Source organism: Propionibacterium cyclohexanicum (assembly GCF_900111365.1).
GTDB classification, from domain to species: Bacteria; Actinomycetota; Actinomycetes; order Propionibacteriales; family Propionibacteriaceae; genus Propionibacterium; species Propionibacterium cyclohexanicum.
Map to the genome: position 1 here is coordinate 123,134 of NZ_FOGZ01000002.1, position 22,517 is coordinate 145,650.

At 67.3% G+C, this 22,517-nt stretch carries 16 protein-coding genes; 3 read left to right on the forward strand and 13 right to left on the reverse strand.

The genetic code is table 11. From position 1 onward, the window contains the following. Nucleotides 1-18: 18 nt before the first annotated feature. Genes BMX93_RS01770 through hisD form a run of 6 tightly spaced genes read right to left on the reverse strand, consistent with a single transcriptional unit; the run spans nt 19 to nt 5,513 of the window. On the reverse strand, nt 19-1,059 hold the full coding sequence (locus tag BMX93_RS01770) for a GNAT family N-acetyltransferase (RefSeq protein ID WP_091967061.1): 1,041 nt from the start codon (nt 1,057-1,059) through the stop codon (nt 19-21). Further along, nucleotides 1,056-1,787, reverse strand: coding sequence for a bifunctional 1-(5-phosphoribosyl)-5-((5-phosphoribosylamino)methylideneamino)imidazole-4-carboxamide isomerase/phosphoribosylanthranilate isomerase PriA (gene priA / locus BMX93_RS01775; RefSeq protein WP_091967063.1), 732 nt, complete (start codon nt 1,785-1,787; stop codon nt 1,056-1,058). Before priA ends, BMX93_RS01770 begins: the two co-directional genes overlap by 4 nt. 9 nt (nt 1,788-1,796) lie before the next feature. Further along, the gene (gene hisH / locus BMX93_RS01780) at nt 1,797-2,450 is read right to left on the reverse strand and encodes an imidazole glycerol phosphate synthase subunit HisH (protein ID WP_091967065.1); all 654 of its coding nucleotides are present in this window, start codon (nt 2,448-2,450) and stop codon (nt 1,797-1,799) included. Continuing rightward, nucleotides 2,447-3,055, reverse strand: coding sequence for an imidazoleglycerol-phosphate dehydratase HisB (gene hisB, locus BMX93_RS01785; protein ID WP_091967067.1), 609 nt, complete (start codon nt 3,053-3,055; stop codon nt 2,447-2,449). The genes hisH and hisB overlap by 4 nt, the downstream gene beginning before the upstream one ends. Next, complete coding sequence (locus BMX93_RS01790) at nt 3,052-4,200, reverse strand: histidinol-phosphate transaminase (RefSeq protein WP_091967069.1); 1,149 nt, start codon at nt 4,198-4,200, stop codon at nt 3,052-3,054. The genes hisB and BMX93_RS01790 overlap by 4 nt, the downstream gene beginning before the upstream one ends. Continuing rightward, a complete protein-coding gene (hisD, locus tag BMX93_RS01795) occupies nt 4,197-5,513 on the reverse strand; it encodes a histidinol dehydrogenase (protein ID WP_091967071.1) in 1,317 nt (438 codons plus the stop codon). The genes BMX93_RS01790 and hisD overlap by 4 nt, the downstream gene beginning before the upstream one ends. A 145-nt stretch (nt 5,514-5,658) precedes the next feature. Here hisD and ybaK point away from each other — a divergent pair, with 145 nt between their 5' ends. After that, complete coding sequence (gene ybaK / locus BMX93_RS01800; protein WP_091967073.1) at nt 5,659-6,159, forward strand: Cys-tRNA(Pro) deacylase; 501 nt, start codon at nt 5,659-5,661, stop codon at nt 6,157-6,159. Here the strand turns inward: ybaK and BMX93_RS01805 are convergent. Beyond that, entirely contained in the window at nt 6,089-6,853 is a 765-nt protein-coding gene (locus tag BMX93_RS01805) for a hypothetical protein (RefSeq protein ID WP_091967075.1), read from the reverse strand. The two genes, ybaK and BMX93_RS01805, sit on opposite strands and share 71 nt — an antisense overlap. A gap of 63 nt (nt 6,854-6,916) precedes the next feature. Next, the gene (gene dnaE / locus BMX93_RS01810; RefSeq protein ID WP_091967076.1) at nt 6,917-10,489 is read right to left on the reverse strand and encodes a DNA polymerase III subunit alpha; all 3,573 of its coding nucleotides are present in this window, start codon (nt 10,487-10,489) and stop codon (nt 6,917-6,919) included. A gap of 130 nt (nt 10,490-10,619) precedes the next feature. Here dnaE and BMX93_RS01815 point away from each other — a divergent pair, with 130 nt between their 5' ends. Together BMX93_RS01815 and BMX93_RS01820 are read left to right on the forward strand one after the other, a co-directional pair. Next, complete coding sequence (locus BMX93_RS01815) at nt 10,620-11,264, forward strand: HdeD family acid-resistance protein (RefSeq protein ID WP_177170016.1); 645 nt, start codon at nt 10,620-10,622, stop codon at nt 11,262-11,264. Between the two features lie 186 nt (nt 11,265-11,450). Then, on the forward strand, nt 11,451-13,346 hold the full coding sequence (locus BMX93_RS01820; protein WP_245725675.1) for a transketolase: 1,896 nt from the start codon (nt 11,451-11,453) through the stop codon (nt 13,344-13,346). 107 nt (nt 13,347-13,453) lie between these two features. Here the strand turns inward: BMX93_RS01820 and BMX93_RS01825 are convergent, their stop codons facing one another. Genes BMX93_RS01825 through trpB form a run of 5 tightly spaced genes read right to left on the reverse strand, consistent with a single transcriptional unit; the run spans nt 13,454 to nt 22,513 of the window. Beyond that, complete coding sequence (locus BMX93_RS01825; protein ID WP_091967078.1) at nt 13,454-14,923, reverse strand: glutamate synthase subunit beta; 1,470 nt, start codon at nt 14,921-14,923, stop codon at nt 13,454-13,456. Beyond that, entirely contained in the window at nt 14,916-19,424 is a 4,509-nt protein-coding gene (gene gltB / locus BMX93_RS01830; protein ID WP_091967080.1) for a glutamate synthase large subunit, read from the reverse strand. The genes BMX93_RS01825 and gltB overlap by 8 nt, the downstream gene beginning before the upstream one ends. A 37-nt stretch (nt 19,425-19,461) precedes the next feature. Continuing rightward, nucleotides 19,462-20,367 carry a prolipoprotein diacylglyceryl transferase gene (lgt, locus tag BMX93_RS01835; RefSeq protein WP_091967082.1) on the reverse strand — a complete coding sequence of 302 codons (906 nt, stop codon included), beginning with the start codon at nt 20,365-20,367 and terminating at the stop codon, nt 19,462-19,464. Further along, entirely contained in the window at nt 20,364-21,215 is an 852-nt protein-coding gene (gene trpA, locus BMX93_RS01840; RefSeq protein ID WP_425438727.1) for a tryptophan synthase subunit alpha, read from the reverse strand. The genes lgt and trpA overlap by 4 nt, the downstream gene beginning before the upstream one ends. 41 nt (nt 21,216-21,256) lie before the next feature. Beyond that, nucleotides 21,257-22,513, reverse strand: a complete 1,257-nt coding sequence (gene trpB / locus BMX93_RS01845; protein WP_091967086.1) for a tryptophan synthase subunit beta — start codon at nt 22,511-22,513, stop codon at nt 21,257-21,259. Nucleotides 22,514-22,517 lie beyond the last annotated feature (4 nt).

Genomic DNA, 22,517 nt, shown 5'->3' on the forward strand with positions numbered 1-22,517 from the left:
GCCTGCCCACCGCGCGGCTCACTGCTGCGAGAAATCGGCTTCGGTCATGGTGCGCCCGTAGACGACGACGCGCTCGGTGGCGGTGTAGCCGAGGGAGCCGAAGAACTCCTCGGCAGCCTTCGGGTCCTCGGTGTCGACGCCGACGCCGGCCGTGCCCAGCCCCGCCTGCGCGAATCCGCGCATCGACGCGATGACCAGGGCGCGCCCGATACCCTTGCGGCGGCACCAGGAGCAGACCCCGAGCCGTTCGGTCCACCCCTCATTGGTCTCGTCGTCATAGCTGCGGTTGATCGCATAACCCACCACCTGGCCGTGCGGAGCGCCGACATGGGAGGCCTCACGGCCCTCCAGCAGGGCAACCCAGGACAGCTGCAGACGCGCGGAACCGGCCTGCAGGGAGCTCTCCCAGGCGTCCCGGGAAACCGGAACGGCGCCGGGGCGCGAGGCGAAGGCTTCGTTGTGCGCGGCCCGCACCTGCTCGGACAGGGATTTGTCGAAGGGCTCGATGACCAGCTCGGGCAGATCGGGCATCGGCGGCAGTGGCGCAGTGCCGAGCGGCCGGTGCATGTCGAAGAACCAGCGCTGCGCCGACAGGCCCGCCTCGACGATCGAGCGCGCGAGCCCCACGCGCTTCTCGTCGACGCTGGTTCCCACCCACAGCGGGCGGGTGTTCTCGTCCCGGATGTGCAGATACCACTGCTTGGCGCGGGCAATGAGCCACAGCGTGAGACGGTGCCGGATGTGCTGGTGGCGCCAGGCGGGGTGCACGCCGATCTCGAACCAGACCTGAGGGTTCGGGTCGCTGCTCGCAGTGGGGTGGTTCCAGCCATAGGCGACGATGCTGCCGCCCTTCTCTCGTCCGACGACGGCATGGTCATGGGCATGGGACCCAGGGGCGTTCCAGGCCGCGACCAGGTCCTGGTAGCTCAAGACCTGGACCGGATCGTCCATGTAGTCGATGGCGGCACGCAGTTCGCTCAGCTCCTTGAGGTCGTCGAACTCCAGGAAGCTCCAGTCGAGCACGTCGTCGACGAAGGTCTCCTCCCATTCCTGGGTCATCGTGCCGCCGCCAGTGCCTCGCCGAGTGTGAAGTTGCCGAGGTACAGCGCCGTGCCGATGATGGCTCCCTCCACCCCGTGGCCGGTCATCGCGCGCAGCGCGGCGATGTCCTCCAGCGAGCTGATCCCGCCGGAGGCCACCACGGCCGCCTTCGTGGTGGCGCAGACCGTCTCCAGCAGGACCAGATTGGGGCCCGAGAGCATGCCGTCACTCGCTACGTCGGTGACGACATAGCGAGCGCAGCCGGCCTCGTCCATCCGGGCGAGGGTCTCCATGAGCTCACCGCCCTCCTGGGTCCAGCCCCGGGCGGCAAGTCTCGTGCCGCGCACATCGAGCCCGATGGCGATGCGGTCACCGAAACTGCCGATCACCTGCTCGCACCAGCTGGGGTTCTCCAGGGCGGCAGTGCCGATGTTGACGCGCCGGGCGCCGGTGCCGAGCGCCCGTTCCAGGCTCTCGTCGTCGCGGATACCCCCCGACAGCTCCACGTCGACGTCCACGCTGGCAACCAGCTCGGCCAGCAGCTCGGCATTGGACCCGCGCCCGAAGGCGGCATCCAGATCGACGACATGCAGCCACTGCGCACCCTGCTCGCACCAGCGTCGTGCGGCGGCGCCAGGATCGCCGAAAACCCTCTCGCTGCCCGCGACTCCCTGGACGAGCTGGACAGCCTGTCCGGATTGGATGTCGACGGCGGGCAGAAGCGTCAGTGCTGTGCTGTGGGTCACAGCGCGACCCTAGCCCACCATGTCCGGGCAGCGGCGAGCCAGCCAGTTGCGCAGCAGCTGGGCACCGGCGGCACCGGACTTCTCGGGATGGAACTGGGTGGAGCACACCGGGCCGTATTCGAGGGCGGCGATGAAGCGATCCCCCTCGTGTTCGGCCCAGGTGACCTTCGCCTGCTCGGGTACGGGGCCGTGGGCTCCGTAGGAGTGCACGAAGTAGAAGCGCTGGTCGCCAATTCGGTCGAAGAGCTCGCTGTGGGCTGCCGCCTCGACGGTGTTCCAGCCCATGTGAGGCAGCACGGGACTGCTGAGCCGGGTGACCGCACCGGGATAGATGCCGATGCCCTGCGCTTCGCGTCCGTGCTCCACACCGCGCTCGAAGAGGATCTGGTGACCCACGCAAATGCCCAGGAGCTGGCGCCCGGAAGCCACCCACTCGCGGATGAACTCGACTCCCCCGGCCGAGCGTAGCTGGGCCATGCACGCCGCGAAGGCACCCACCCCGGGGACCACGAGGCGGGTGAAGCGCTCCAGCTGCAAGGTCTGGGAGCTCAGATGCACTCGGGCGCCAGCCGCCTCGAGTGCCTGGCACGCCGAGTGCAGATTGCCGGACCCGTAGTCGAACACCCCGACCTCGGCGCCCGACTGGGGGCGGCCGCTGCTCATAGCGTCCCCTTCGTGCTGGGCACTCCCGTGACGCGCGGGTCGGGCTCAACGGCGCTGCGCAGCGCTCGGGCCAACGCCTTGAACTGCGCCTCGACGATGTGGTGGGGTTCGCGTCCGGCGAGCAGCCTCAGGTGTACGCACAGCCCGGCATTGAGCGCCAGCGATTCGATGACGTGGTAGGTCATGGACCCCGAGTAGAGCACGCCCGAGCCCCCGATCCGGGCAGTCACCTGAGACGGCGGCTCGCCGCTGCACACCGCATAGGGGCGTCCCGCCACATCGACCACCGCCTGGGCCAGGGCCTCGTCGAGCGGGACGATGGCGTCGCCGAAGCGCCGAATGCCGCGCTTGTCGCCGAGAGCCTGCGAAAGCGCCTGTCCCAGCGCGATGGCAGTGTCTTCGACGCTGTGGTGGCCGTCGATGTGGAGATCTCCGGTGGTGTGCACCTGCAGGTCGATGAGCGAGTGCTTGGCAAGCGAGGTGAGCATGTGGTCGAAGAAACCCACCCCTGTGCTGATGGTCGAGCTTCCGGTGCCATCGAGATCGATGCTCAGCTGCACATCGGACTCGGAGGTGATGCGGTGGATCGAAGCAGTGCGGCTCATCGTGGGTTCCCTTCGCCGAGATCGAGGACTCCAGGATCGTCGAGCACGCAGGTGAGCGCCTCGCGGAAGGCGGCGAGCTCGGGGGGGGTGCCCACGCAGACCCGCAGGAATCCGTCGGGACCTGTCTCGCGGATGAGGACGCCCCGGTCGAGCAGTGCCTGCCAGACCGCGTGGCGGTCAGTGAAGCGTCCGAACAGGCAGAAATTGGATTGGCTGGGGATGACCTGCAAACCGACGCGGCGCAGCCATTCCTGCAGATGCTGGCAGGCCTCGCGCAGCGCGGCGACCTGGGCCAGCATCTCCGCGCGGTTCGCGAGCGCCACGCGCGCGATCGTCTGGGTCTGTGCCGACAGGTGGTAGGGCAGCCGCACGATTCGGCAGGCTGCGACGACCGCCGGCGCTGCTGCGAGATAGCCGACGCGCCCGCCGGCCAGCGCGAAGGCCTTGCTCATGGTGCGGCTCACGATGAGGCGGCCGAAGCGCGGCAACAAGGCGAGCGCGGAATCGTCGGGGAACTCCGCGAACTCCTGATAAGCCTCGTCGACGATCACCAGGGCCCGCGTGTTCTCGCAGATCTCCTCGATGACCTTGACCGCAGTCGTCGTACCGGTGGGATTGTTCGGGGTCGTGATCAACACCAGATCGGGCCGGTTCTGCTCGATGGCGTCGAGCACGAGGGCGGCGTCCAGCGTGTAGTCCGCCTTGCGCGGCACCGTGACAAAGCCGGTGTGAGTGTTGCGGGCGTACTCGGGATACATCGAGTAGGTGGGGGTGAAAGTGAGCACCGTGCGTCCGGGACCACCGAAGGCGCCCAGCACATGGGTCATCACCTCATTGCTGCCATTGGCTGCCCAGATATTGTCCGCCGTGAGTCCGAAGCCGAGGTATTTCGCCAGATCGGCGCGCAGATCGACGGCGTCTCGATCGGGATAGCGATTGATGCTGCGGGTGGCCTTGTCGATGGCGGCAGACATCTGCGCGCGCACTCTCGGACTGGGCGGATAGGGATTCTCGTTTGTGTTGAGGCACACCGGAACGTCGATCTGGGGGGCGCCGTAGGGCTCCTCGCCCACCAGCTCAGGACGCAACGGCAGCTCGCTGAGGGCGATCTGGGCATTGGGCACCGGGAACTGTCCGACGGTCATTCCTGCTCCTGGGGTTGCGTACGGGCTGCGATGGCGTTGGCGTGACCGGGCAGCTTCTCGGCATGAGCGAAGGCCTGAACGGCGGGGCCGATCTGTGCCAGCGCGCTGGGCGAGTAGTCGATGACGTGGACGGCCTTGAGGAAGCTGCGCACAGTGAGCCCCGAGGAGAAGTGCGCGGCACCACCGGTGGGCAGGACGTGGGTGGATCCGGCCGAGTAATCGCCCAGCGGCACCGGGGAATGCGAGCCGACGAAAATAGCACCCGCATTGCGGATCCGGGCCACGAGTTCGCGGGCGTTGGCGGTCTGTATCTCCAGATGCTCAGCGGCATAGTCGTTGACGACGTCGACCCCCTGGTCGATATCGGCCACCAGGATGGCACCGGACTGCGCGCCGGACAGGGAAGTGACCAGCCTCTGGCGCGTATCGAGCCGTTCGATCTGGCGGGCGAGCTGCACCTGCACGGCATCGATGAGTGCCCGGGAGTCGGTGACCAGCACGGCACCGGCCAGCGGATCGTGCTCGGCCTGACTGATGAGATCGGCACCCACCTTGGCCGGATCGGCGCTGGCGTCGGCCAGCACGGCGATCTCAGTGGGGCCTGCCTCGGCGTCGATCCCGATCCGCCCGCGCAACAGCCGTTTCGCCGCCACCACATAGATGTTGCCGGGCCCAGTGACCATATCGGCCCTTCGGCACAGCCCCGCCACCCCGTAGGCGAACATCGCGACGGCCTGGGCCCCGCCCACCGCGTACACCTCGTCGACGTCCAGCAGTCGGGCGACGGCGAGGATCGTGGGATTGGGCAGGCCGCCGAACTCTGCCTGCGGCGGTGTGGCCAGCGCGATGGAGGACACTCCCGCCACCTGGGCCGGCACCACGTTCATGAGCACGGTCGAGGCCAGCGGGGCGAGACCCCCGGGCACATACAGCCCGACCCGGGAGACCGGCACGAGCCGCTGGCCGACGCTCGCGCCGGGCGCCAACTCGACGCTGCGCGCGGGCTCCTCGCGCTCGACCCGCTCGCACACCTCGCGCCGGCGCCGGATCGACTCCTCGATGGCGGCGCGCAGCTGCGGGTCGATTGCGGCAAGGGCGTCGTCGAGAGCGCGCGCCGGGATGCGCAGATGCTCGGGGACGACGTGGTCGAACTGCTGGGCGAAGCGTCGCAGCGCCGGCTCGCCCTCCTCGGCCACCGCCCGGCAGATCGGCTCCACCACGGAGATCGCGTGATCCACATCGAAACTGGCCCTCGGCAGCACCGAGGAGTAGTCGTCGAGGCGTTCTCCGCTCACATCTAGGATTCGCAGCACCCTGCCATCCTAACGGCGTGCGCCGACGCACCCATCGCCACAGTGGCGGGTGAGGCGAGGTGGTGGAATGGACTGGTGGCCCCCAGCCTGTCCTTCGGGCCCGATCCTGGTGCATGTCCCCTCGTCGAAGGCCCGATCACCCGTCATGTCGAAGTCAGCCCGCAGATCCGTCGGCACCCCAGCCACCCTCGCACTCGACCGGGCAGGAGTGCCCCACGAGCTGCACGCCTATTCCCACGATCCCAGATCCCACCATTTCGGCACCGAGGCCGCCGCACTGCTCGGCGTCGATCCGTCCCGGGTGTTCAAGACGCTCGTCGTCGAGCTGAGCGGGGCCGATGTGGCGCTCGTCACGGCGGTGGTACCGGCCAGCGGGCAGCTCAGCCTCAAGGCGATCGCGGCCCACAGCCATGCGAAGAAGGCGGCGCTGGCCGATCCTGCGGTCGCGCAGCGAGCCACCGGCTATGTGGTCGGCGGTATCTCCCCCCTGGGCCAGAAGCACCAGACCCCAGTGTTCATCGACTCCAGTTCGCGCGCCTTCGAGACGATCTTCGTCTCGGGTGGGCGCAGGGGTCTCAGTGTCGAGATCGCCCCGCACGATCTTTCGGTCGTGACCCACGGGAGCTTCGCTGAGCTGTCGGGCTGAGCTCCTCGCCCGCCTTGCCGATCACCGATGGGAAACGGATCGAGCGGTGCGCAGCAGCCGAGCTCTCCTGAGAGCTGTCGGGCCGGCGTGCACCCCCAGCAGATACGGCGCGTGGCCTGCGCAACAGTGGCCGGTCGTCGCCGAAAGCGCTGTAGAGCAGCACCGGCAGGACGGCACCCAGCGGCCACGAGAGCCATGCCGTCGGGGTGCGCAGGGTCAGATCGATGACCACCTGATCTCCCGAGGACGCCATCGCGAGGCGCTCGTCAAAGTCATGGGGACCGATGAGCAGACCGCACCGCCAGGCCACCAGGGCACCGAGCATGCCCGCCACCAGCGCCGCGAAAACGACCGGCCAACCCGTGCTCTTGAGCGAATGCCAGCTCAGGGCTCCCAGTCCGAGCCCGGCGAACATGCCGATGATCATGAAGTCCGCGTCGGAGCCGAAGAACTCGGCCATCGTCCGGTTGGTGACCGCCGCGGTGCCGTCGCCCGAGACGGTAATGGTCGGCGCAGGGGCGGTGAGCCGCCAGGCCACGGCTGCCAGCACACCGACCACCACAACCGTGATCCCCAGCATGGCCAGGCGTGCGGCCAGGCGCTTGCGGGTGAGCCGTGGTTCGGCGGCCGAGGCACCGTGGACGGCGACTGGCTCTGCTCGGGGCCGGGCGGGGGCATCGAAGGAGGTGCTCATGTCCGGGCGTCCTGCGAGATGCCGAATCTCCCGATCGAGGCCTGGAGTGTCATGTCGATCAGGCTATACGGACATGCAGGAGGGGCCCAGCAGCGCCTTGAGGTCGGCCATGAGCGGCTGCTCGTTGGCGACTCTGAGCCGGTCGCCCAGCCGCAGTGTCGTGGCCTTCGTGGCGGACTCCAGTTTGACGCGCACCTCGGTGGTGCCGGGATGCGCGGCGAGCACATGCTTCAGCTCCTCCACCACGGGCTGCACGCAGCGCACGATCGGCAGCCGGATGGTCACCGGGCCATTGCTCATCCGGTGGATCTCCGGGACGGTGAGCTCGTTGGCCTGCATCTCGATGACCTCGTCCTTGTCGACGATGCGTCCCTTGATCCGTACCACGGAGTCGGGCACCAGCTGAGTCAGGCAGCTCTCGTAGACCTTGGGGAAGATGAGCACCTGCAAGCTGGCCTCCATATCCTCCACCGTGATGATCGCCCAGAACGCCCCGTTCTTGGTCTGCTTGCGCTGTACCTGAGTGATCATCCCGCAGATCGTCTCGGTATGGCCGTCGAGTTCGGAGCCGCTCTCGGACAGCTCAGCGAGCCCGATGCTGCGCTCGGCGGCCAGCAGATGCTCCAGGCCGTGCAGGGGATGGTCGGAGACATACAGACCCAGCATCTCGCGCTCGAAGCCGAGTTTGGTCGTCTTGTCCCAGTCGTCCAGCTCGGGCACGGCGCGTTCCAGCCCGCTGCCCGCACCGAGGGCATCGGCGCCCGAGGCGCCGAACAAATCGTCCTGGCCGTTGGCCTGGTTGCGTTTCAGGTCGATGACCCCGTCGACGGCCTGCTCGAAGACATCCATGAGCGCGCGGCGCGAGTGGCCCATCGAGTCGAAGGCCCCGGCCTTGATGAGCGATTCGATGCACCTCTTGTTGCACACGGTGAGCGGGACGTGGTCGAGGAAGTCGTAGAAATCGGCGGCCGGGCCCTGCTCCTGCCGGGCGTTCACGATGCCGTTCACCACCGATTCCCCCACATTGCGGATGGCGCCCAGACCGAAGCGGATGTCTGCGCCCACGGCGGTGAACTCGTTCTCCGAGGCATTCACATCGGGGGGCAGGACCTTGATCTTCCGCGCCCTCATATCGGTGAGATACAGGGCCATCTTGTCCTTGTCGTCGCCCACGCTGGTGAGCAGCGCGGCACCGTACTCGGCCGGATAGTTCGCCTTGAGATAGGCGGTCCAGTAGCTCACCAGCGCATACCCGGCGGCATGGGACTTGTTGAAGGCATATCCGGCGAACGGCACCATGACGTCCCACAGCGCCTGGATCGCCTCGTCGGAGTAGCCGTTCTTGCGCATGCCCGCTTGGAAGGGCTTGAAGTTCTCCTCCAGGATGTGCTTCTTCTTCTTGCCCATGGCCCGGCGCAGCAAATCGGCACCGCCCAGTGTGTAGCCCGCGAGCTTGCGGGCGATCGCCATGATCTGCTCCTGATAGACGATCAGGTGATAGGTGGGCATGAGGATCTCGTCGAGATCCTCCTTGAGCTCGGGATGGATCGGCACGATCGGTCGCCGGTTGTTCTTGCGCTCGGCATATTCGATGTGGGCATTGGCACCCATCGGGCCCGGCCGGTACAGCGCAATGACGGCGATGATGTCGTCGAAACAGGTGGGGGCCATCTGTCTCAGCAGGGCGCGCATCGCCACCCCGTCGAGCTGGAAGACACCCAATGTGTCTCCGCGGGCCAGCAGCTCGTAGGTGGCCGGGTCGTCCAGGCCCACGGCGGACAGGTCGACATCCTCGCCTCGGTTGCGCTTGATGATCTTGAGGCAGTGGTCCATGATGCCGAGATTGCGCAGCCCCAGGAAGTCCATCTTCATGAGGCCCATGGCCTCCAACTGCGGATACGCGAAGCCGGCGATAATCATGCCGTCCTTGTCGCGCTTGTGCATCGGGATGAGATCGAGCAGCTTCTCGCTCGAGAGGATGAACGCGCAGGCGTGCACCCCGGTCCCGCGGATCAGGCCCTCGATCCCCAGGCCGGTGTCGACCACCCGCTTGACGTCCGGATCGTTGTCGTACAGATCACGGAACTCCTTGCCCTCCGGGTAGCGAGGATGCTCGGGGTCGAACAGCTTGTTGAGGGGGACGCCCTTGCCCATGACATCCGGCGGCATCGCCTTGGTGATCTTGTCGCCCAGACTGAAGGGATAGCCAAGGATGCGGTTGGCATCCTTGACGGCAGCCTTCGCCTTGATGGTGGAAAAGGTGTTGACCTGGCTGGTGTATTCCTCGCCGTATTTGCGCGTGACATAGTCGATCACCTTGTCACGCTGGCGGTCATCGAAGTCGAGGTCGATATCGGGGGGGTTTACCCGCTCCGGGTTGAGGAAGCGCTCGAACAGCAGGCCGTGTTCGAGCGGGTCGATCTGGATGATCTCGGTGAGATAGGCGACGATGGATCCGGCCGCCGAGCCACGGCCCGGGCCGACCGGCACGCCCATCGAACGGGCCGCCTCGCAGATGTCGGAGACCACGAGGAAGTAGGAGCTGAAGCCCAATGGCTCGATGACGCTCAGCTCCTGCTCGACGCGGGCCATCACCTCGTCGCTGGGGTGCTCGCCGTAGCGCTTCTTCAGGCCGATCTTGATCTTCTTGCGCAGCCAGCTCTCCTGGGTCTCCCCTTGGGGCACATCGAACTGGGGCATCCGATCGACGTGGGCGAAGACCGGATCGTAGGGCTCGATGCGCTCGGCCAGGGCCAGCGTGTTGTCGGCCGCCGATTCCAGCCCGGGGAACAGCGCCCTCATCTGCTCACTCGACTTGATGTAGTAGCCAGAGCCGTTGAACCGGAAACGGTGCGGATCGTCCTTGTTGCGGCCCACCCCGATGCACAGCAGATTGTCATGGGCATCGGCCTGATCCTCGGTGACATAGTGCGAGTCGTTGGTCGCCAGCAGTGGCAGGTCGAGCTTCTTGGCGAGCCGCAGCAGGTCGGCACGCACCTCGTGCTCGATGTCGACCCCGTGATCCATGAGTTCGCAGTAGTAGTTCTCTTTGCCGAAGATCTCCTGGTAGGCGCCAGCTGCTTCGCAGGCCTTGTCGAACTGGCCGAGCCGCAGCCGGGTCTGCACCTCCCCCGAGGGGCAGCCGGTGCTCGCGATGATGCCTCGTGCGTGCTGGGAGATGAGATCGCGGTCCATTCGGGGCTTCATGTAGTAACCCTCGAAGCTGGCCAGCGAGCTCAGCCGGAACAGATTGTGCAGGCCCTCGGGGTTGGCCGCCCACATCGTCATATGGGTGTAGCGCCCACCCCCCGAGACGTCCTTGCCGCCCTCCGTCTCCGGGGCACCGTCGTCGCGGGCGTTGCCCCAGCGTTCCGGCTTGCGGGAGAAGCGCGAGGAGGGCGCGACATAGGCCTCGATGCCGATGATGGGCTTGACGGCCGGGTTCGCGTTGCCGTCGTACTTCTTGGCGGTCTGGAAGAACTCGTAGGCGCCGAACAGGTTGCCGTGATCGGTCATTGCCACCGCAGGCATGCCCTGGCGCGCCACCTCGGCGAACAGCTTCTCATTGCTCGCTGCACCATCGAGCATCGAATACTCGGTGTGCACGTGCAAGTGGGCGAAGTTCTTCGTGCTCATCACTCTCCCGTCCCAGGTGCCGGCACTACTCTCGACGCACGGCGGCTCTCAGGCTACCCGCCCCGGCAGGTCCTCGGCATGGCCTCGCCGAGCCATGCCGGACGAGGTGAGGACGATCCGAGGAGTGAGCATGATCGACGATGTGATGGCGCCGGCGCACGCCCGCCGCTTCGCCCGGCTGTCCCTGGTGGCCGGGATGCTCGGCATGATCGCCGGCGCGGCGTGCCTCGCCTGGCCGGGGCACAGCGTGTGGGTCGTCACCCTCCTGGTGGCTGCGGCACTGTTCGCCGCCGCAGCCGCCACGCTCATCTCGGGGTTGCGGGTGCGTCGGGCACACGGCTCGGGTGCCCTCATGGCCACCGGCACGTTCGGCATCGTCGTCGCACTGCTCATAGCCTGGCATCCCGCCATGAGCACCTCGCTGCTCGTCTCGTTCGTCGGGCTGGTCCTCGGCGGTGCCGGCCTGGGGCTGGTGTGGCTTGCCGGGGCGTGGCGGGTGATCAGTGGACGCTGGGCGATGGCGCAGGGGGCCGTCGGGGCGGTGGCAGTGCTCCTGGGCGTCTACCTCCTCCTCGCGCCGGCTCCCGCCGCCCGCGTGCTGGGGGTGCTGCTCGGTCTCGCCTCGATCCTGCTCGGGGCCGCATTCGTGCTCCTGGCGGCCAAACTGCGCCAGATCTCGCGCAGCGCGAGTGGTGCCGGCTCCGGCACGCCCGATCCGCGGTCGGTGACCATCGAGGGAGAGGTCGTCGACCCACCGGCACCCGGGCCGCACTGACCTCTTCGGTGTGAACGAAACGCGCTACCTTGTCGACCCACCAGCACTCGGGCTCACCCTTCGTCGTGAGCGCAATGGCGGGGCCCGGCAGCGGCCCCCCGGCACCTACAGTGGATGAGTCAGCAGGGCGGGTCATGGCAGGTCACGGCGCGACCCGCCTTGATCCCCAGATGAGGAGGCCATGACGTGAGCCACACCACGATTCCCGCAGCAGGACCGGCCGACATCACCCACGATTCCGAGCTGGGCAGTGTCGCGCAGCTGGCCGCCCAGCTGCGCGTCGATTCCATCCGATGCAGCACCTCGGCCGGCTCGGGGCATCCGAGTTCGAGCATGTCGGCCGCCGACCTGCTCGCCGTCCTGGTGGCCCGCCACCTGCATTACGACTGGGACGAGCCGGACAATCCGGCGAACGACCATCTGATCTTCTCGAAGGGGCACGCATCGCCCCTGCTCTACTCCATATTCAAGGCCGCTGGCGTGGTGAGCGACGAGGAGCTCGTCAAGGGCTATCGCCGCTTCGGCGAGCGCCTGGAAGGCCATCCCACTCCCGAGCTGCCATGGGTGGACGTCGCGACCGGCTCACTGGGCCAGGGGTTGCCCGACGGCGTGGGCATCGCTCTGGCCGGGAAATACCTCGACGCGCTGGACTACCGCACCTGGGTACTGTGCGGCGACTCGGAGTTCGCCGAGGGCTCCATCTGGGAGGCCCTGGACAAGGCCGGCCACTACCACCTGGACAACCTCGTCGTGATCCTCGACGTGAACCGGCTGGGCCAGCGCGGTGAGACCGAGCTCGGCTGGGACGTGGACGCCTACGCTGCGCGAGCCGAATCCTTCGGCGCCCGGGCGATCACGATCGACGGCCACGACCTCACTGCCATCGACGAGGCGCTGGGACAGGCCCGTAGCGCCCACGACGGGCGCCCCGTCGTCATCGTCGCGAAGACAGTCAAGGGTGCCGGGTACTCTGCGATCGCCGACCAGCCCGGCTGGCACGGCAAGGCACTTCCGACCGAGATGGCCGAGCAGGCCATCGCCGAACTGGGTGGGGTGCGCGATCTGCGGGTGCGTGGTCCGCGTCCGGCCGCCGGCGAACCGCACACCGAGGCGGCCCAGGACGCAGCCGCACCGCACTGGGAGCTGGGCACGAAGGTCGCGACCCGCCGGGCCTATGGCGATGCCCTGGCGGCCCTGTCGCGGCGTGACCCGCTGGTGGTGGCGCTCGACGCGGAGGTGAGCAATTCCACCTACGCCGAACAGATCGAGCAGGTGCATCCCGAGCGCTTCTTCGAGATGTACATCGCCGAGCAGCAGCTCGTCGGCGCGGCCACTGGTCTCGCGGTGCGCGGCTACAAGCCCTATGCATCCACGTTCGCCGCGTTCTTCACGCGCGCCTTCGACTTCATCCGGATGGGAGCCATCTCGCATGCCGACCTGCGCCTGGTCGGCTCGCACGCCGGCGTCGAGATCGGCGCCGACGGGCCCTCCCAGATGGCGCTCGAAGACCTGGCCATGATGCGTTCGGTCCACGCCAGCACCGTCCTGTATCCCAGTGACGCCAGCTCGACGGCCGCTCTGGTGCAGGAGATGTCGACGCAGCCCGGGATCAGCTATTTGCGCACCACCCGGGGCGCCTATCCCGTGCTCTACGGCCCCGCGGAACAGTTCCCCATCGGGGGCTCCAAGGTGGTCAGCAAGCACGACGACGACACCGTAACGCTGGTGGGTGCCGGGGTCACGCTGCACGAATCGCTGAAGGCCGCCGAGCTGCTGGCCTCCGAAGGAATTCACGCGCGGGTGCTCGACATGTACAGCATCAAGCCGCTCGACGTCGAAGGGCTGCGCACCGCTCTCGGCGCGACCGCCGGCCGGCTCGTCGTCGCCGAGGACCACCACCGCGAAGGGGGTCTCGGAGAGGCGGTCATCGCCGCGCTGGCCGGCTCGGCACCACTGCGCCTGCGCCACCTGGCGGTTGAGGGAATGCCCGGTTCGGGCACCGGACCCGAGCTGCTCGCGTGGGCCGGAATCGATGCCGAACACATTGCTCAGGCCGCCCGCGAGCTTCTCTCCCCCCAGTGATGCCACCGGCTCGTTGAATCGCCAGAGTTCGTGGAGTCGCCAGGGTCCCACTGCCTCGGCAGTGGGACCCTGGCGTGCGCCACAGGCGGCTCAGCGTGCCGGTGTGCTCACAGCATCATCTGGCGCTCTTGGGGACCTATCGGTCGGGGCAGCGGGGAAGGCTTCTCGTTGAGGAAGCTGTCCACCCCGGCAGCGCAACTGCGCCCCTCGGCGATGGCCCACACGATGAGCGATTGGCCGCGCCCAGCGTCCCCGGCGACGAAGACACCGGGAACATTGGTCTGGTAGTCCTCGCCCCGCTTGATGTTGCCGCGTGGGTCGAGTTCGACACCGAGCTCCTCGACGACCCCCTCCTTCTGAGGACCGAGGAAGCCCATCGCGAGCAGCACGAGCTGGGCGGGCAGTTCGCGTTCGCTGCCCTCCACGGGCTCGAACCGGCCGTTGGCCGAGCGCTTCACATCGTGCAGCCGTACGCCGGCCACCTGACCGTCCTCACCGGCGATGAACTCGCTGGAGCTGGCCGAGTAGACGCGCTTGCCGCCCTCCTCGTTGGCGCTGGCCACCCGGTAGATGATCGGCCAGGTCGGCCATGGTTGCGCGTCGGGGCGCGCCGCCGGCGGATGGGGCATGATCTCCAGCTGGGTCACCGAGCGCGCTCCCTGGCGCAGCGCAGTGCCGAGGCAGTCGTTCGAGGTGTCGCCGCCGCCGATGACCACGACATCCTTGCCCTCGGCAGTGATCTGGTCGGGCACCTCGCTGGTCAGCGCCTTCGTCGCCTGGGGCAGGTACTCGAGGGCCTGGTGGATGCCCTTCAGCTCCCGCCCCGGGATCGGCAGGTCGCGCGGAACGGTGGAACCAATCGCCAGGACGACCGCGTCGAAGCGCTCCAGCAGCTGCTTGCCGGTGATGTCCTTCCCGACCGTCGTATTGGGCCGGAAAGTGGTTCCCTCCAGGCGCATCTGCTTGAGGCGCCGGTCGATGACCCACTTCTCCAGCTTGAAGTTCGGGATGCCGTAGCGCAGCAGCCCGCCGATCGCGTCGGCCCGCTCGTAGACCACCACAGTGTGCCCGGCGCGCGTGAGCTGCTGGGCGACTGCCAGCCCGGCCGGGCCCGAGCCCACCACTGCGACCGTCTTCAAGGTGTGCCAGCTGGGCATCTGCGGTGTGACACGCAGGTCGTCCCAGCCCTTCTCGACGATGGCGATCTCGACGTTCTTGATGGTCACCGGATCGCGATAGTAGCCCTCCACGCAGGAGGTCTCACACGGTGCGGGGCACAGCCGGCCGGTGAACTCAGGGAAGTTGTTCGTGGCGAACAGCCGATCGAGCGCGGCCTGCCATTCGCCGCGCCAGACCAGGTCGTTCCACTCGGGAATGAGATTGCCGAGCGGACAGCCGGTGTGGCAGAAGGGGATGCCGCAGTCCATGCACCGGGCCGCCTGGGTCTGGATGATCGGCAGGACGGCCCGTCCGGGGGTTCCCGGGTAGACCTCGTTCCAGTCCTCGACCCGCTCGTCAACAGGGCGGCGCTCGGCCACCTCACGCGGGTACTTCATGAATCCCTTGAAGTCAGCCACGAGCAGCCTCCATCATTGCGCTGGTCAGTTCTTCCTCGGTGGCGCCGCGGGCCTGCGCCTCTTCGCGTGCCTTGAGGACGCGCGCGTAACCGCGCGGCACGATCTTCGTGAATCGCGATGCGAGGTCATCGAGGGCGAGCAGCTCGGCGGCCCGGCTCGAACCGGTGAGCTCCAGATGCTCATGGAGCAGCTGGCGGATCCTCTCGAGATCGAGTGCGGACAGCGCGGCGGCATCCACGAGCGAGTCGTTGAGCCGCTCCCTGTCGAGGTCGAGCACCCAGGCGACACCTCCGGACATGCCGGCGGCGAAGTTGCGTCCGGTCGGGCCGATGACGAGGGCTTCGCCGCCGGTCATGTACTCGCACCCGTGGTCTCCGACACCCTCGACCACCGCGGTCGCCCCCGAGTTTCGTACGCAGAACCGCTCCCCCACCGTGCCGCGCAGGAACAGCTCGCCGCCGGTGGCGCCGTAGCCGATCACATTGCCGGCAATGATGTTGCTCGACTGGTCGAAGGAGGACTCTTGCGGCGCCCGCACCGAGATGCGCCCGCCGGACAGACCCTTGCCCAGGTAGTCGTTCGCGTCGCCGATGAGTCTCATCGTGATCCCGCGGGGCAGGAAGGCCCCGAAGCTCTGGCCGGCGGTGCCCTCGAAGGTCAGGTCGATCGTGTCGTCGGCGAAGCCCTTGCCCTCGGTGGCCATCGTCACCGCATGGCCGAGCATGGTGCCCACAGTGCGATCCACATTGCGCACCGGCAGGCTGGCCTCCACATGGCTGCCGTCGTTGAGGGCCGCCGAGGCGAGCTCGATGAGCCGCTCGTCGAGGGTACCGGCCAGCTCGTGGTCCTGCACGGCGGTGCAGTGCAGGGGCGTCCCCGCGGGCACCTCCACCTGGTGCAGCACCGCCGACAGGTCGATCCCCTTGGCCTTCCAGTGGTCGAGCGCGGGATTCATGTCGAGGCACTCCACGTGCCCCACCGCTTCCTCGATGCTGCGGAAGCCGAGCTCGGCGAGGATCTCGCGGGTCTCCTCCGCAATGAACTGCATGAAATTGATGACATATTCCGGCTTGCCGCGGAAGACCTTGCGCAGCTCGGGATTCTGGGTGGCGATGCCCTGGGGGCAGGTGTCGAGATGGCAGACCCGCATCATGACGCAGCCCATCGTGACGAGGGCAGTGGTCGCGAAGCCGAACTCCTCGGCACCCAGCAGCGCCGCGACGACCACATCGCGTCCGGTCTTCAGCTGGCCGTCGCACTGCACGACGATGCGGTCGCGCAGCCCGTTGAGCAGCAGGGTCTGCTGGGTCTCGGCCAGGCCCAGCTCCCATGGAGCCCCGGCATGCTTGATCGAGGTGAACGGTGCCGCGCCGGTGCCGCCGTCCTGACCGGAGATGAGCACCACATCGGCCTTCGCCTTGCTCACCCCGGCGGCCACCGTCCCGACGCCCACCTCGCTGACCAGCTTCACGTGGACGCGAGCCTTGGGATTGGCGCACTTGAGATCGTGGATCAGCTGCTTGAGATCCTCGATCGAGTAGATGTCGTGGTGCGGGGGCGGGCTGATGAGGGCGACTCCGGTGGTGGCATGGCGCACCCGCGCAATCCACGGGTAGACCTTGATTCCCGGCAGATGGCCACCCTCGCCGGGCTTGGCCCCCTGGGCCATCTTGATCTGCAGATCGGTGGCATAGGAGAGGTACTCGCTGGTGACTCCGAAACGCGCCGACGCCACCTGCTTGATCGCGCTGCACCGCTCGGGATCGTGCAATCGGGCCGGATCCTCCCCGCCCTCTCCGGTGTTGGACCGGGCGTGCAGCCGGTTCATGGCAATGGCCATCGTCTCGTGGGCCTCCTGGCCGATCGATCCGTAGCTCATCGCACCAGTGCTGAAACGCTTGACGATCTCGGACACCGGCTCGACCTCGTCGAGGGGCACCGAGGGACGGTCGTGCGTGAACTTCAGCAGGCTGCGCAGCGTCATGTGCCGCGCCGAGTTGTCGTTGATGTGGCTCGTGTACTTCTTGAACTGCTGGTAGTCCCCGCGGATGGTGGACTGCTGCAGACGGAAGATCGCGTCCGGGTCGAACAGGTGGTCCTCTCCCTCGCGGCGCCATTGCAGGTCGCCGCCGACCTCCAGGGTGCGGTGCGGCAGCTCGATGCCATTTTGCGGATAGGCCCGCTCGTGGTGGACGGCAATCTCCTGGGCGATCTGCTCCAGCCCGATGCCCTCGATCCGGCTGGAGGTACCGGTGAAGAACTCGTCGACGAACTCGTGATCGAGGCCCACGGCCTCGAAGATCTGGGCTCCCCGATAGCTCGCCAAGGTCGAGACTCCCATCTTGCTCATGACGGTGAGGACACCGCGGCCCAGGGCCGCCGAGACATTCGCGATCGCCTGCTCGGGGGAGACGTCGACATACAGCTCGTTGCGGGCCATGTCCTCGGCCGACTCGAAGAGCAGATAGGGGTTGATGGCCGCGGCACCGTAGGCGAACAGCAGGGCCGCATGATGGACCTCGCGCACATCGCCCGACTCGACGATCAATCCGATCCTGGTGCGCTCGCGCAGTTGCACGAGATGCTGGTGGACCGTGCTGGTGAGCAGCAGGGAGGGAATGGGTGCCAGCTCGGCATTGGCATGCCGGTCGGACAGCACGATCACCTTGGCACCCTGCTCGATCGCCTCCCCCACCTCGTCGCGGATCTCCTCGAGGCGGGTGCGCAGCGCCTGCGTGCCGCCGTGCACCTCGTACAGGCCGCGGATGACATGGGTCTGCCCGCCGGTGCGATCGGCTCGCTCACCGAGGTGGACGATCTTGGCCAGTTGCTCCGAGTCGATGATCGGGTAGGGGATCACGAGCTGGCGGCAGCTCTGGTCGGTGGGTTCCAGCAGATTCCCCTCGGGGCCGATCCGGCTCTCCAGGCTGGTCACCAGTTCCTCGCGGATCGCGTCGAGCGGCGGATTGGTCACCTGGGCAAATTGCTGGGTGAAGAAGTCGAACAGGCTCTTCGGGTGATTGGACAGCACCGCGAGCGGCGCATCATTGCCCATCGACCCGATGACATCGCGACCGCTGTTGGCCATCGGGGCGATGATCTTGCGCAGCTGCTCGTGGGTGTAGCCGAAGATCTCCTGGCGGCGGGTCACCGAGAAGTGCGAGTGCACGATGTGGGTGCGCTCGGGCAGGTCCGCAATGTTGACCAGGCCCCTCTTGAGCCATTCCCCATAGGGGTGCTCGCTGGCCAGCCGATCCTTCACCTCGTTGTCGTCGACAAGACGGTGGTTGGCCAGGTCGACGAGCAGCATGCGTCCGGGGCGCAGCCGGCCCTTCTGACGGATCTTGGCCGGGTCGACCGGCAGGACGCCCGCCTCGGAGGCGAAGATTACCCGCTCGTCGGTCACCCAGTAGCGGGCCGGGCGCAGGCCATTGCGATCGAGGGTGGCGCCGAGGATCGTGCCGTCGGTGAAGGTGACGCACGCCGGGCCGTCCCAGGGTTCCATGAGGCTGGCGTGATAGGAGTAGAAGTCCTTATGAGCCTGCGGCATCTCGTTGTTGTGCTGCCAGGCCTCGGGGATCATCATGAGCACGGCGTGCGGCAGCGAGCGGCCCGACAGGTAGAGCAGCTCGAGCACCTCGTCGAAGCTGGCCGAGTCCGAACCGCCGGGCGTGCAGATGGGGAAGATGTCGCCCAGGTCGTCGGGGAACACCGTGGAGCTGAGCAGCGCCTCCCGGGCGCGCATCCAGTTGCGATTTCCCTTGATGGTGTTGAACTCCCCGTTGTGGGCGATCATCCGGTAGGGGTGGGCCAGCTGCCAGCTCGGGAAGGTGTTGGTGCTGAAGCGCGAGTGCACGACGGCAAGCGCCGAGGTGAAGTCCTCGTCGTGAAGCTCGGGGTAGACCTCCTCGAGCTGATTGGTGGTGAGCATGCCCTTGTAGACCACGGTCTGGGAGCTGAGCGAGGCGAAATAGGTACCCACCTGCTTCTCGGCGCGCCGACGGACCAGGTAGACCTTGCGGTCGAGATCGATACCGGCCGAGCCGTCCCTCGCGGAAACGAACAGCTGGGCCATATGGGGCATCGCGCCCACCGAGATCGGGCTCAGCGTGGTGTCCACGACGGGCACCTCGCGCCAGCCCAGCACCTTGAGGCGCTGCTCGATGGCGATCTTCTCGATGGAGATCATGGCCATCTCGCGCTCCTCCTCGTCCTGGGGAAGGAAGGCCATGCCCGCCGCGTACTGACCTTTGGCAGGCAGCATGAAGTCGACATGGGAGCGGAAGAAGGCGTCCGGGATCTGGACAAGGATGCCGGCGCCGTCGCCGGCTGCCGGATCGGCGCCGGTGGCGCCCCGGTGGTCAAGATTGCGCAGGGCCTCGATCCCCTGCTCCACCGTCTGGTGATCTGCTACGCCGTCAAGTCGTGAGACGAATGCCACGCCGCATGCATCGTGCTCGTAGGCGGGATCGTAGAGACCTTGCCGCTGAGGAAGCGCCATACCATACTCCTTCTGTCCAGCCTGTCAGGCGGTGATGCTACTCGTGGCGGCCCTCGGCCGCAGAGCTCCCATCTTGAATAATGGATGTTTTGTCTTGCTTGGTGGACTCCTTGGGAGCCCCGTCGACCCACACCGAGGGTGATCTGCCAGGGATGCGCCACAGTTGCCAGCCAAACACGCAGGCAGCGACGGCAAAGATGATCGCTGAAGTGTAATTGTTGATTCGCAGCCCGCCCAAATGGTTGGCCGGGTCGATGCGCAGGGCCTCGATGAAGAAACGCCCGAAACAGTAGTAGAGCACGTAGCTGGTGAACAGCTTGCCCCTGCCCAGCGAGAACCGCCGCTCGAGCCACAGCAGGACGAAACCGCCGATCGTGCACCAGATGAGCTCGTACAAGAAGGTGGGATGGAAGGTGGCGTACTGCTGGTATCCCGCCGGCCGGTGCTGTGGGTCGATCATGAGAGCCCACGGCGCGGTGCTCGGACGACCGAACAGTTCCTGGTTGAACCAGTTGCCGAGCCGCCCGATCGCCTGCGCGAACAGCAGTGCGGGGGCAATGCAGTCCGCCACCGCGCCGAACCGCACTCCGTGGCGTCGGCACCAAATGAGCCCGGTGACGGCTCCTGCCGCCACCGCACCCCAGATTCCCAGGCCCCCGTTCCAGATCTTGAGCGCATCGATCGGATGGCGTCCGGGCGCGAAGTACAGCTCGGGATCGGTCATCACGTGGTAGGCGCGGGCCCCGACGATTCCGATGACGACCACCCACAGCGCCATCGACTCGAAATCCTCGCGCTTGCCTCCTCGGGCCACATAGCGCCGTGAAGCCAGCCACCAGGCCAGCACGATACCGGCGAGCATGCACAGCGCGTAGATGTGCACCGTCACCGGGCCGATGTGGAACTCGCTGATCGGCGGGCTGGGCAGGAACAGTGAGATCATCGGGCCCTCCGTACACCCTCAGCGAGGTCGTCGACCGTGGCGCGCAACCGCCCAAGACCCGTCCCGAGATCCGACTCATTGTCGATGAGGCACTTGACGAGGGCCGATCCGACGATCACGAGATCGGCGAAGGCACCGACCTCTGCCGCCTGGTCACCGTTGGAGACGCCCAGGCCCACACCCACGGGAAGTTCGGGGGCGATGCGGCGTACCTTCTCGACGAGCACTGGAGCGGCCGAGGAGGTGTGGGAGCGAGCGCCGGTGACACCCATGACACTGGTGGCATACACCCAGCCTCGGCACGCAGCTGTGGTCTGCGCGATCCGCTCCTCTCTCGAGGAGGGCGCGACCAGATACACGCGGTCCAACCCGAACTCGTCGGATGCGGCCGTCCACAGGGCGGCGTCGTCGGGAGTGAGGTCGGGCGTGATGAGCCCCGCGCCCCCGGCATTGGACAGGTCACGGGCGAAATGGCGCACCGAGGCCAGGGAGTCGGTACTGCGCCCGTGGCTGCCGTAGTGCTCCACCAGATTCCAGTAGATCATCACCAGCGGTGTCGCGCCGGCCTTCGCCACCGCCTCCACGGCGCTGAACACATCGCGGGTGCGCACCCCGCCGGCCAGCGCCCTGGTCGTGGCGTGCTGGATCGCCAGGCCGTCCATCATCGGGTCCGAATAGGGCATCCCGATCTCCACCGCATCCACACCGGCGCCCTGCGAGCCCTCGGTGAGGGCCACCACCGCGTCGATGGAGCCGGGCACATCGGGGTATCCGACGGGCAGATAGCCGACGAGCGCCGGGCGGTTCTCCCGGCGCGCCGCTGCGACAACTCGTCCGGACCTGCCCAGCCGTGACTGGTCGGGGAACGCCGCGGCGAGATCGATGACGCTCATTCAAGTCCTCCGGTCGTTGCATCGACATCGCCATGGACGCCGAAGTACTTCATGGCGGTGTCGGCATCTTTGTCGCCGCGCCCAGAGATCGTCACGAGGATGGTGGGGCGATGCTGCGGATGCTCGGCCAGCATCCGCAGGGCCAGGCGCTGGGCCCCCGCCACCGCATGGGCCGATTCGATGGCGGGCATGATGCCCTCGCAGCGGGTGAGCCGATCGAGGGCCTCCATGGCCTGCTCGTCGGTCACCGGCTCGTAGTGCGCCCGGCCGGTGCTCGCGAGATAGGCATGCTCGGGGCCGACCCCGGGGTAGTCCAGGCCAGCCGAGATCGAATGGGATTCGATCGTCTGCCCGTCGTCGTCCTGCAGCACATAGGTGCGGGTTCCGTGCAGCACGCCGACCGATCCGCCGTTGATGCTGGCCGCGTGCCTGCCCGTCTCGATACCACAGCCGCCGGCCTCGTAGCCGTAGAGCGCCACCTGCTCGTCGTCGATGTAGTCCGCGAACGAGCCGATCGCATTCGAGCCGCCGCCGACGCACGCGCACACGGCGTCGGGCAGCTGCCCGAAGCGCTGGAGCATCTGGGCGCGCGATTCGGTGGAGATGATGGACTGGAAGGCCTTGACGATCTTGGGGAAGGGGTGGGGTCCGGAGGCCGTACCGATGAGGTAGTGGGTGGTGGCCACATTGGTGACCCAATCGCGCATCGCCTCATTCATGGCGTCCTTGAGGGTGGCGCTGCCCGCCTCCACGGCCACCACTTCGGCACCCAGCAGCTGCATCCTCGCCACATTGAGCGCCTGGCGATCCGTGTCGACCTTTCCCATGTAGATGCGGCACTGGAAGCCCATGAGCGCGGCGATCGTCGCGGTGGCCACGCCGTGCTGGCCGGCGCCCGTCTCGGCGATCACCCGTTCCTTGCCCATGGCCCGGGTGAGCAGGCCCTGGCCCAGCACATTGTTGATCTTGTGGCTGCCGGTGTGGTTGAGGTCCTCGCGTTTGAGCAGGATCCGCGCACCGCCGCAGTAGCGGCTCCCGAAGTTGCGCGCCTCGGTGATCGGGGAGGGCCTGCCGGCGTAGTTGACCTGTAGATCGGCCAGCTCGGCCGCGAAGGATGGATCGCGCTGAGAGGCCTCGAAGGCCTCCGACAGCTCCTCCAGAGCCGTTTTGAGTGCCTCGGGGACGAACTGACCTCCGAACTGGGCGAAATGTCCCAAGTCGTCGGGCAGCCGCGCCGGTGTGCTCTGCGTCATCGTT

Coding starts and splice junctions, on each gene's coding strand:
- BMX93_RS01770 (WP_091967061.1), bottom strand. CDS start 1,059: ATGACCCAGGAATGGGAGGAGACCTTCGTCGACGACGTGCTCGACTGG.
- hisH (WP_091967065.1), bottom strand. CDS start 2,450: ATGAGCAGCGGCCGCCCCCAGTCGGGCGCCGAGGTCGGGGTGTTCGAC.
- hisB (WP_091967067.1), bottom strand. CDS start 3,055: ATGAGCCGCACTGCTTCGATCCACCGCATCACCTCCGAGTCCGATGTG.
- BMX93_RS01790 (WP_091967069.1), bottom strand. CDS start 4,200: ATGACCGTCGGACAGTTCCCGGTGCCCAATGCCCAGATCGCCCTCAGC.
- ybaK (WP_091967073.1), top strand. CDS start 5,659: ATGTCGAAGTCAGCCCGCAGATCCGTCGGCACCCCAGCCACCCTCGCA.
- BMX93_RS01805 (WP_091967075.1), bottom strand. CDS start 6,853: ATGAGCACCTCCTTCGATGCCCCCGCCCGGCCCCGAGCAGAGCCAGTC.
- dnaE (WP_091967076.1), bottom strand. CDS start 10,489: ATGAGCACGAAGAACTTCGCCCACTTGCACGTGCACACCGAGTATTCG.
- BMX93_RS01815 (WP_177170016.1), top strand. CDS start 10,620: ATGATCGACGATGTGATGGCGCCGGCGCACGCCCGCCGCTTCGCCCGG.
- gltB (WP_091967080.1), bottom strand. CDS start 19,424: ATGGCGCTTCCTCAGCGGCAAGGTCTCTACGATCCCGCCTACGAGCAC.
- lgt (WP_091967082.1), bottom strand. CDS start 20,367: ATGATCTCACTGTTCCTGCCCAGCCCGCCGATCAGCGAGTTCCACATC.
- trpB (WP_091967086.1), bottom strand. CDS start 22,513: ATGACGCAGAGCACACCGGCGCGGCTGCCCGACGACTTGGGACATTTC.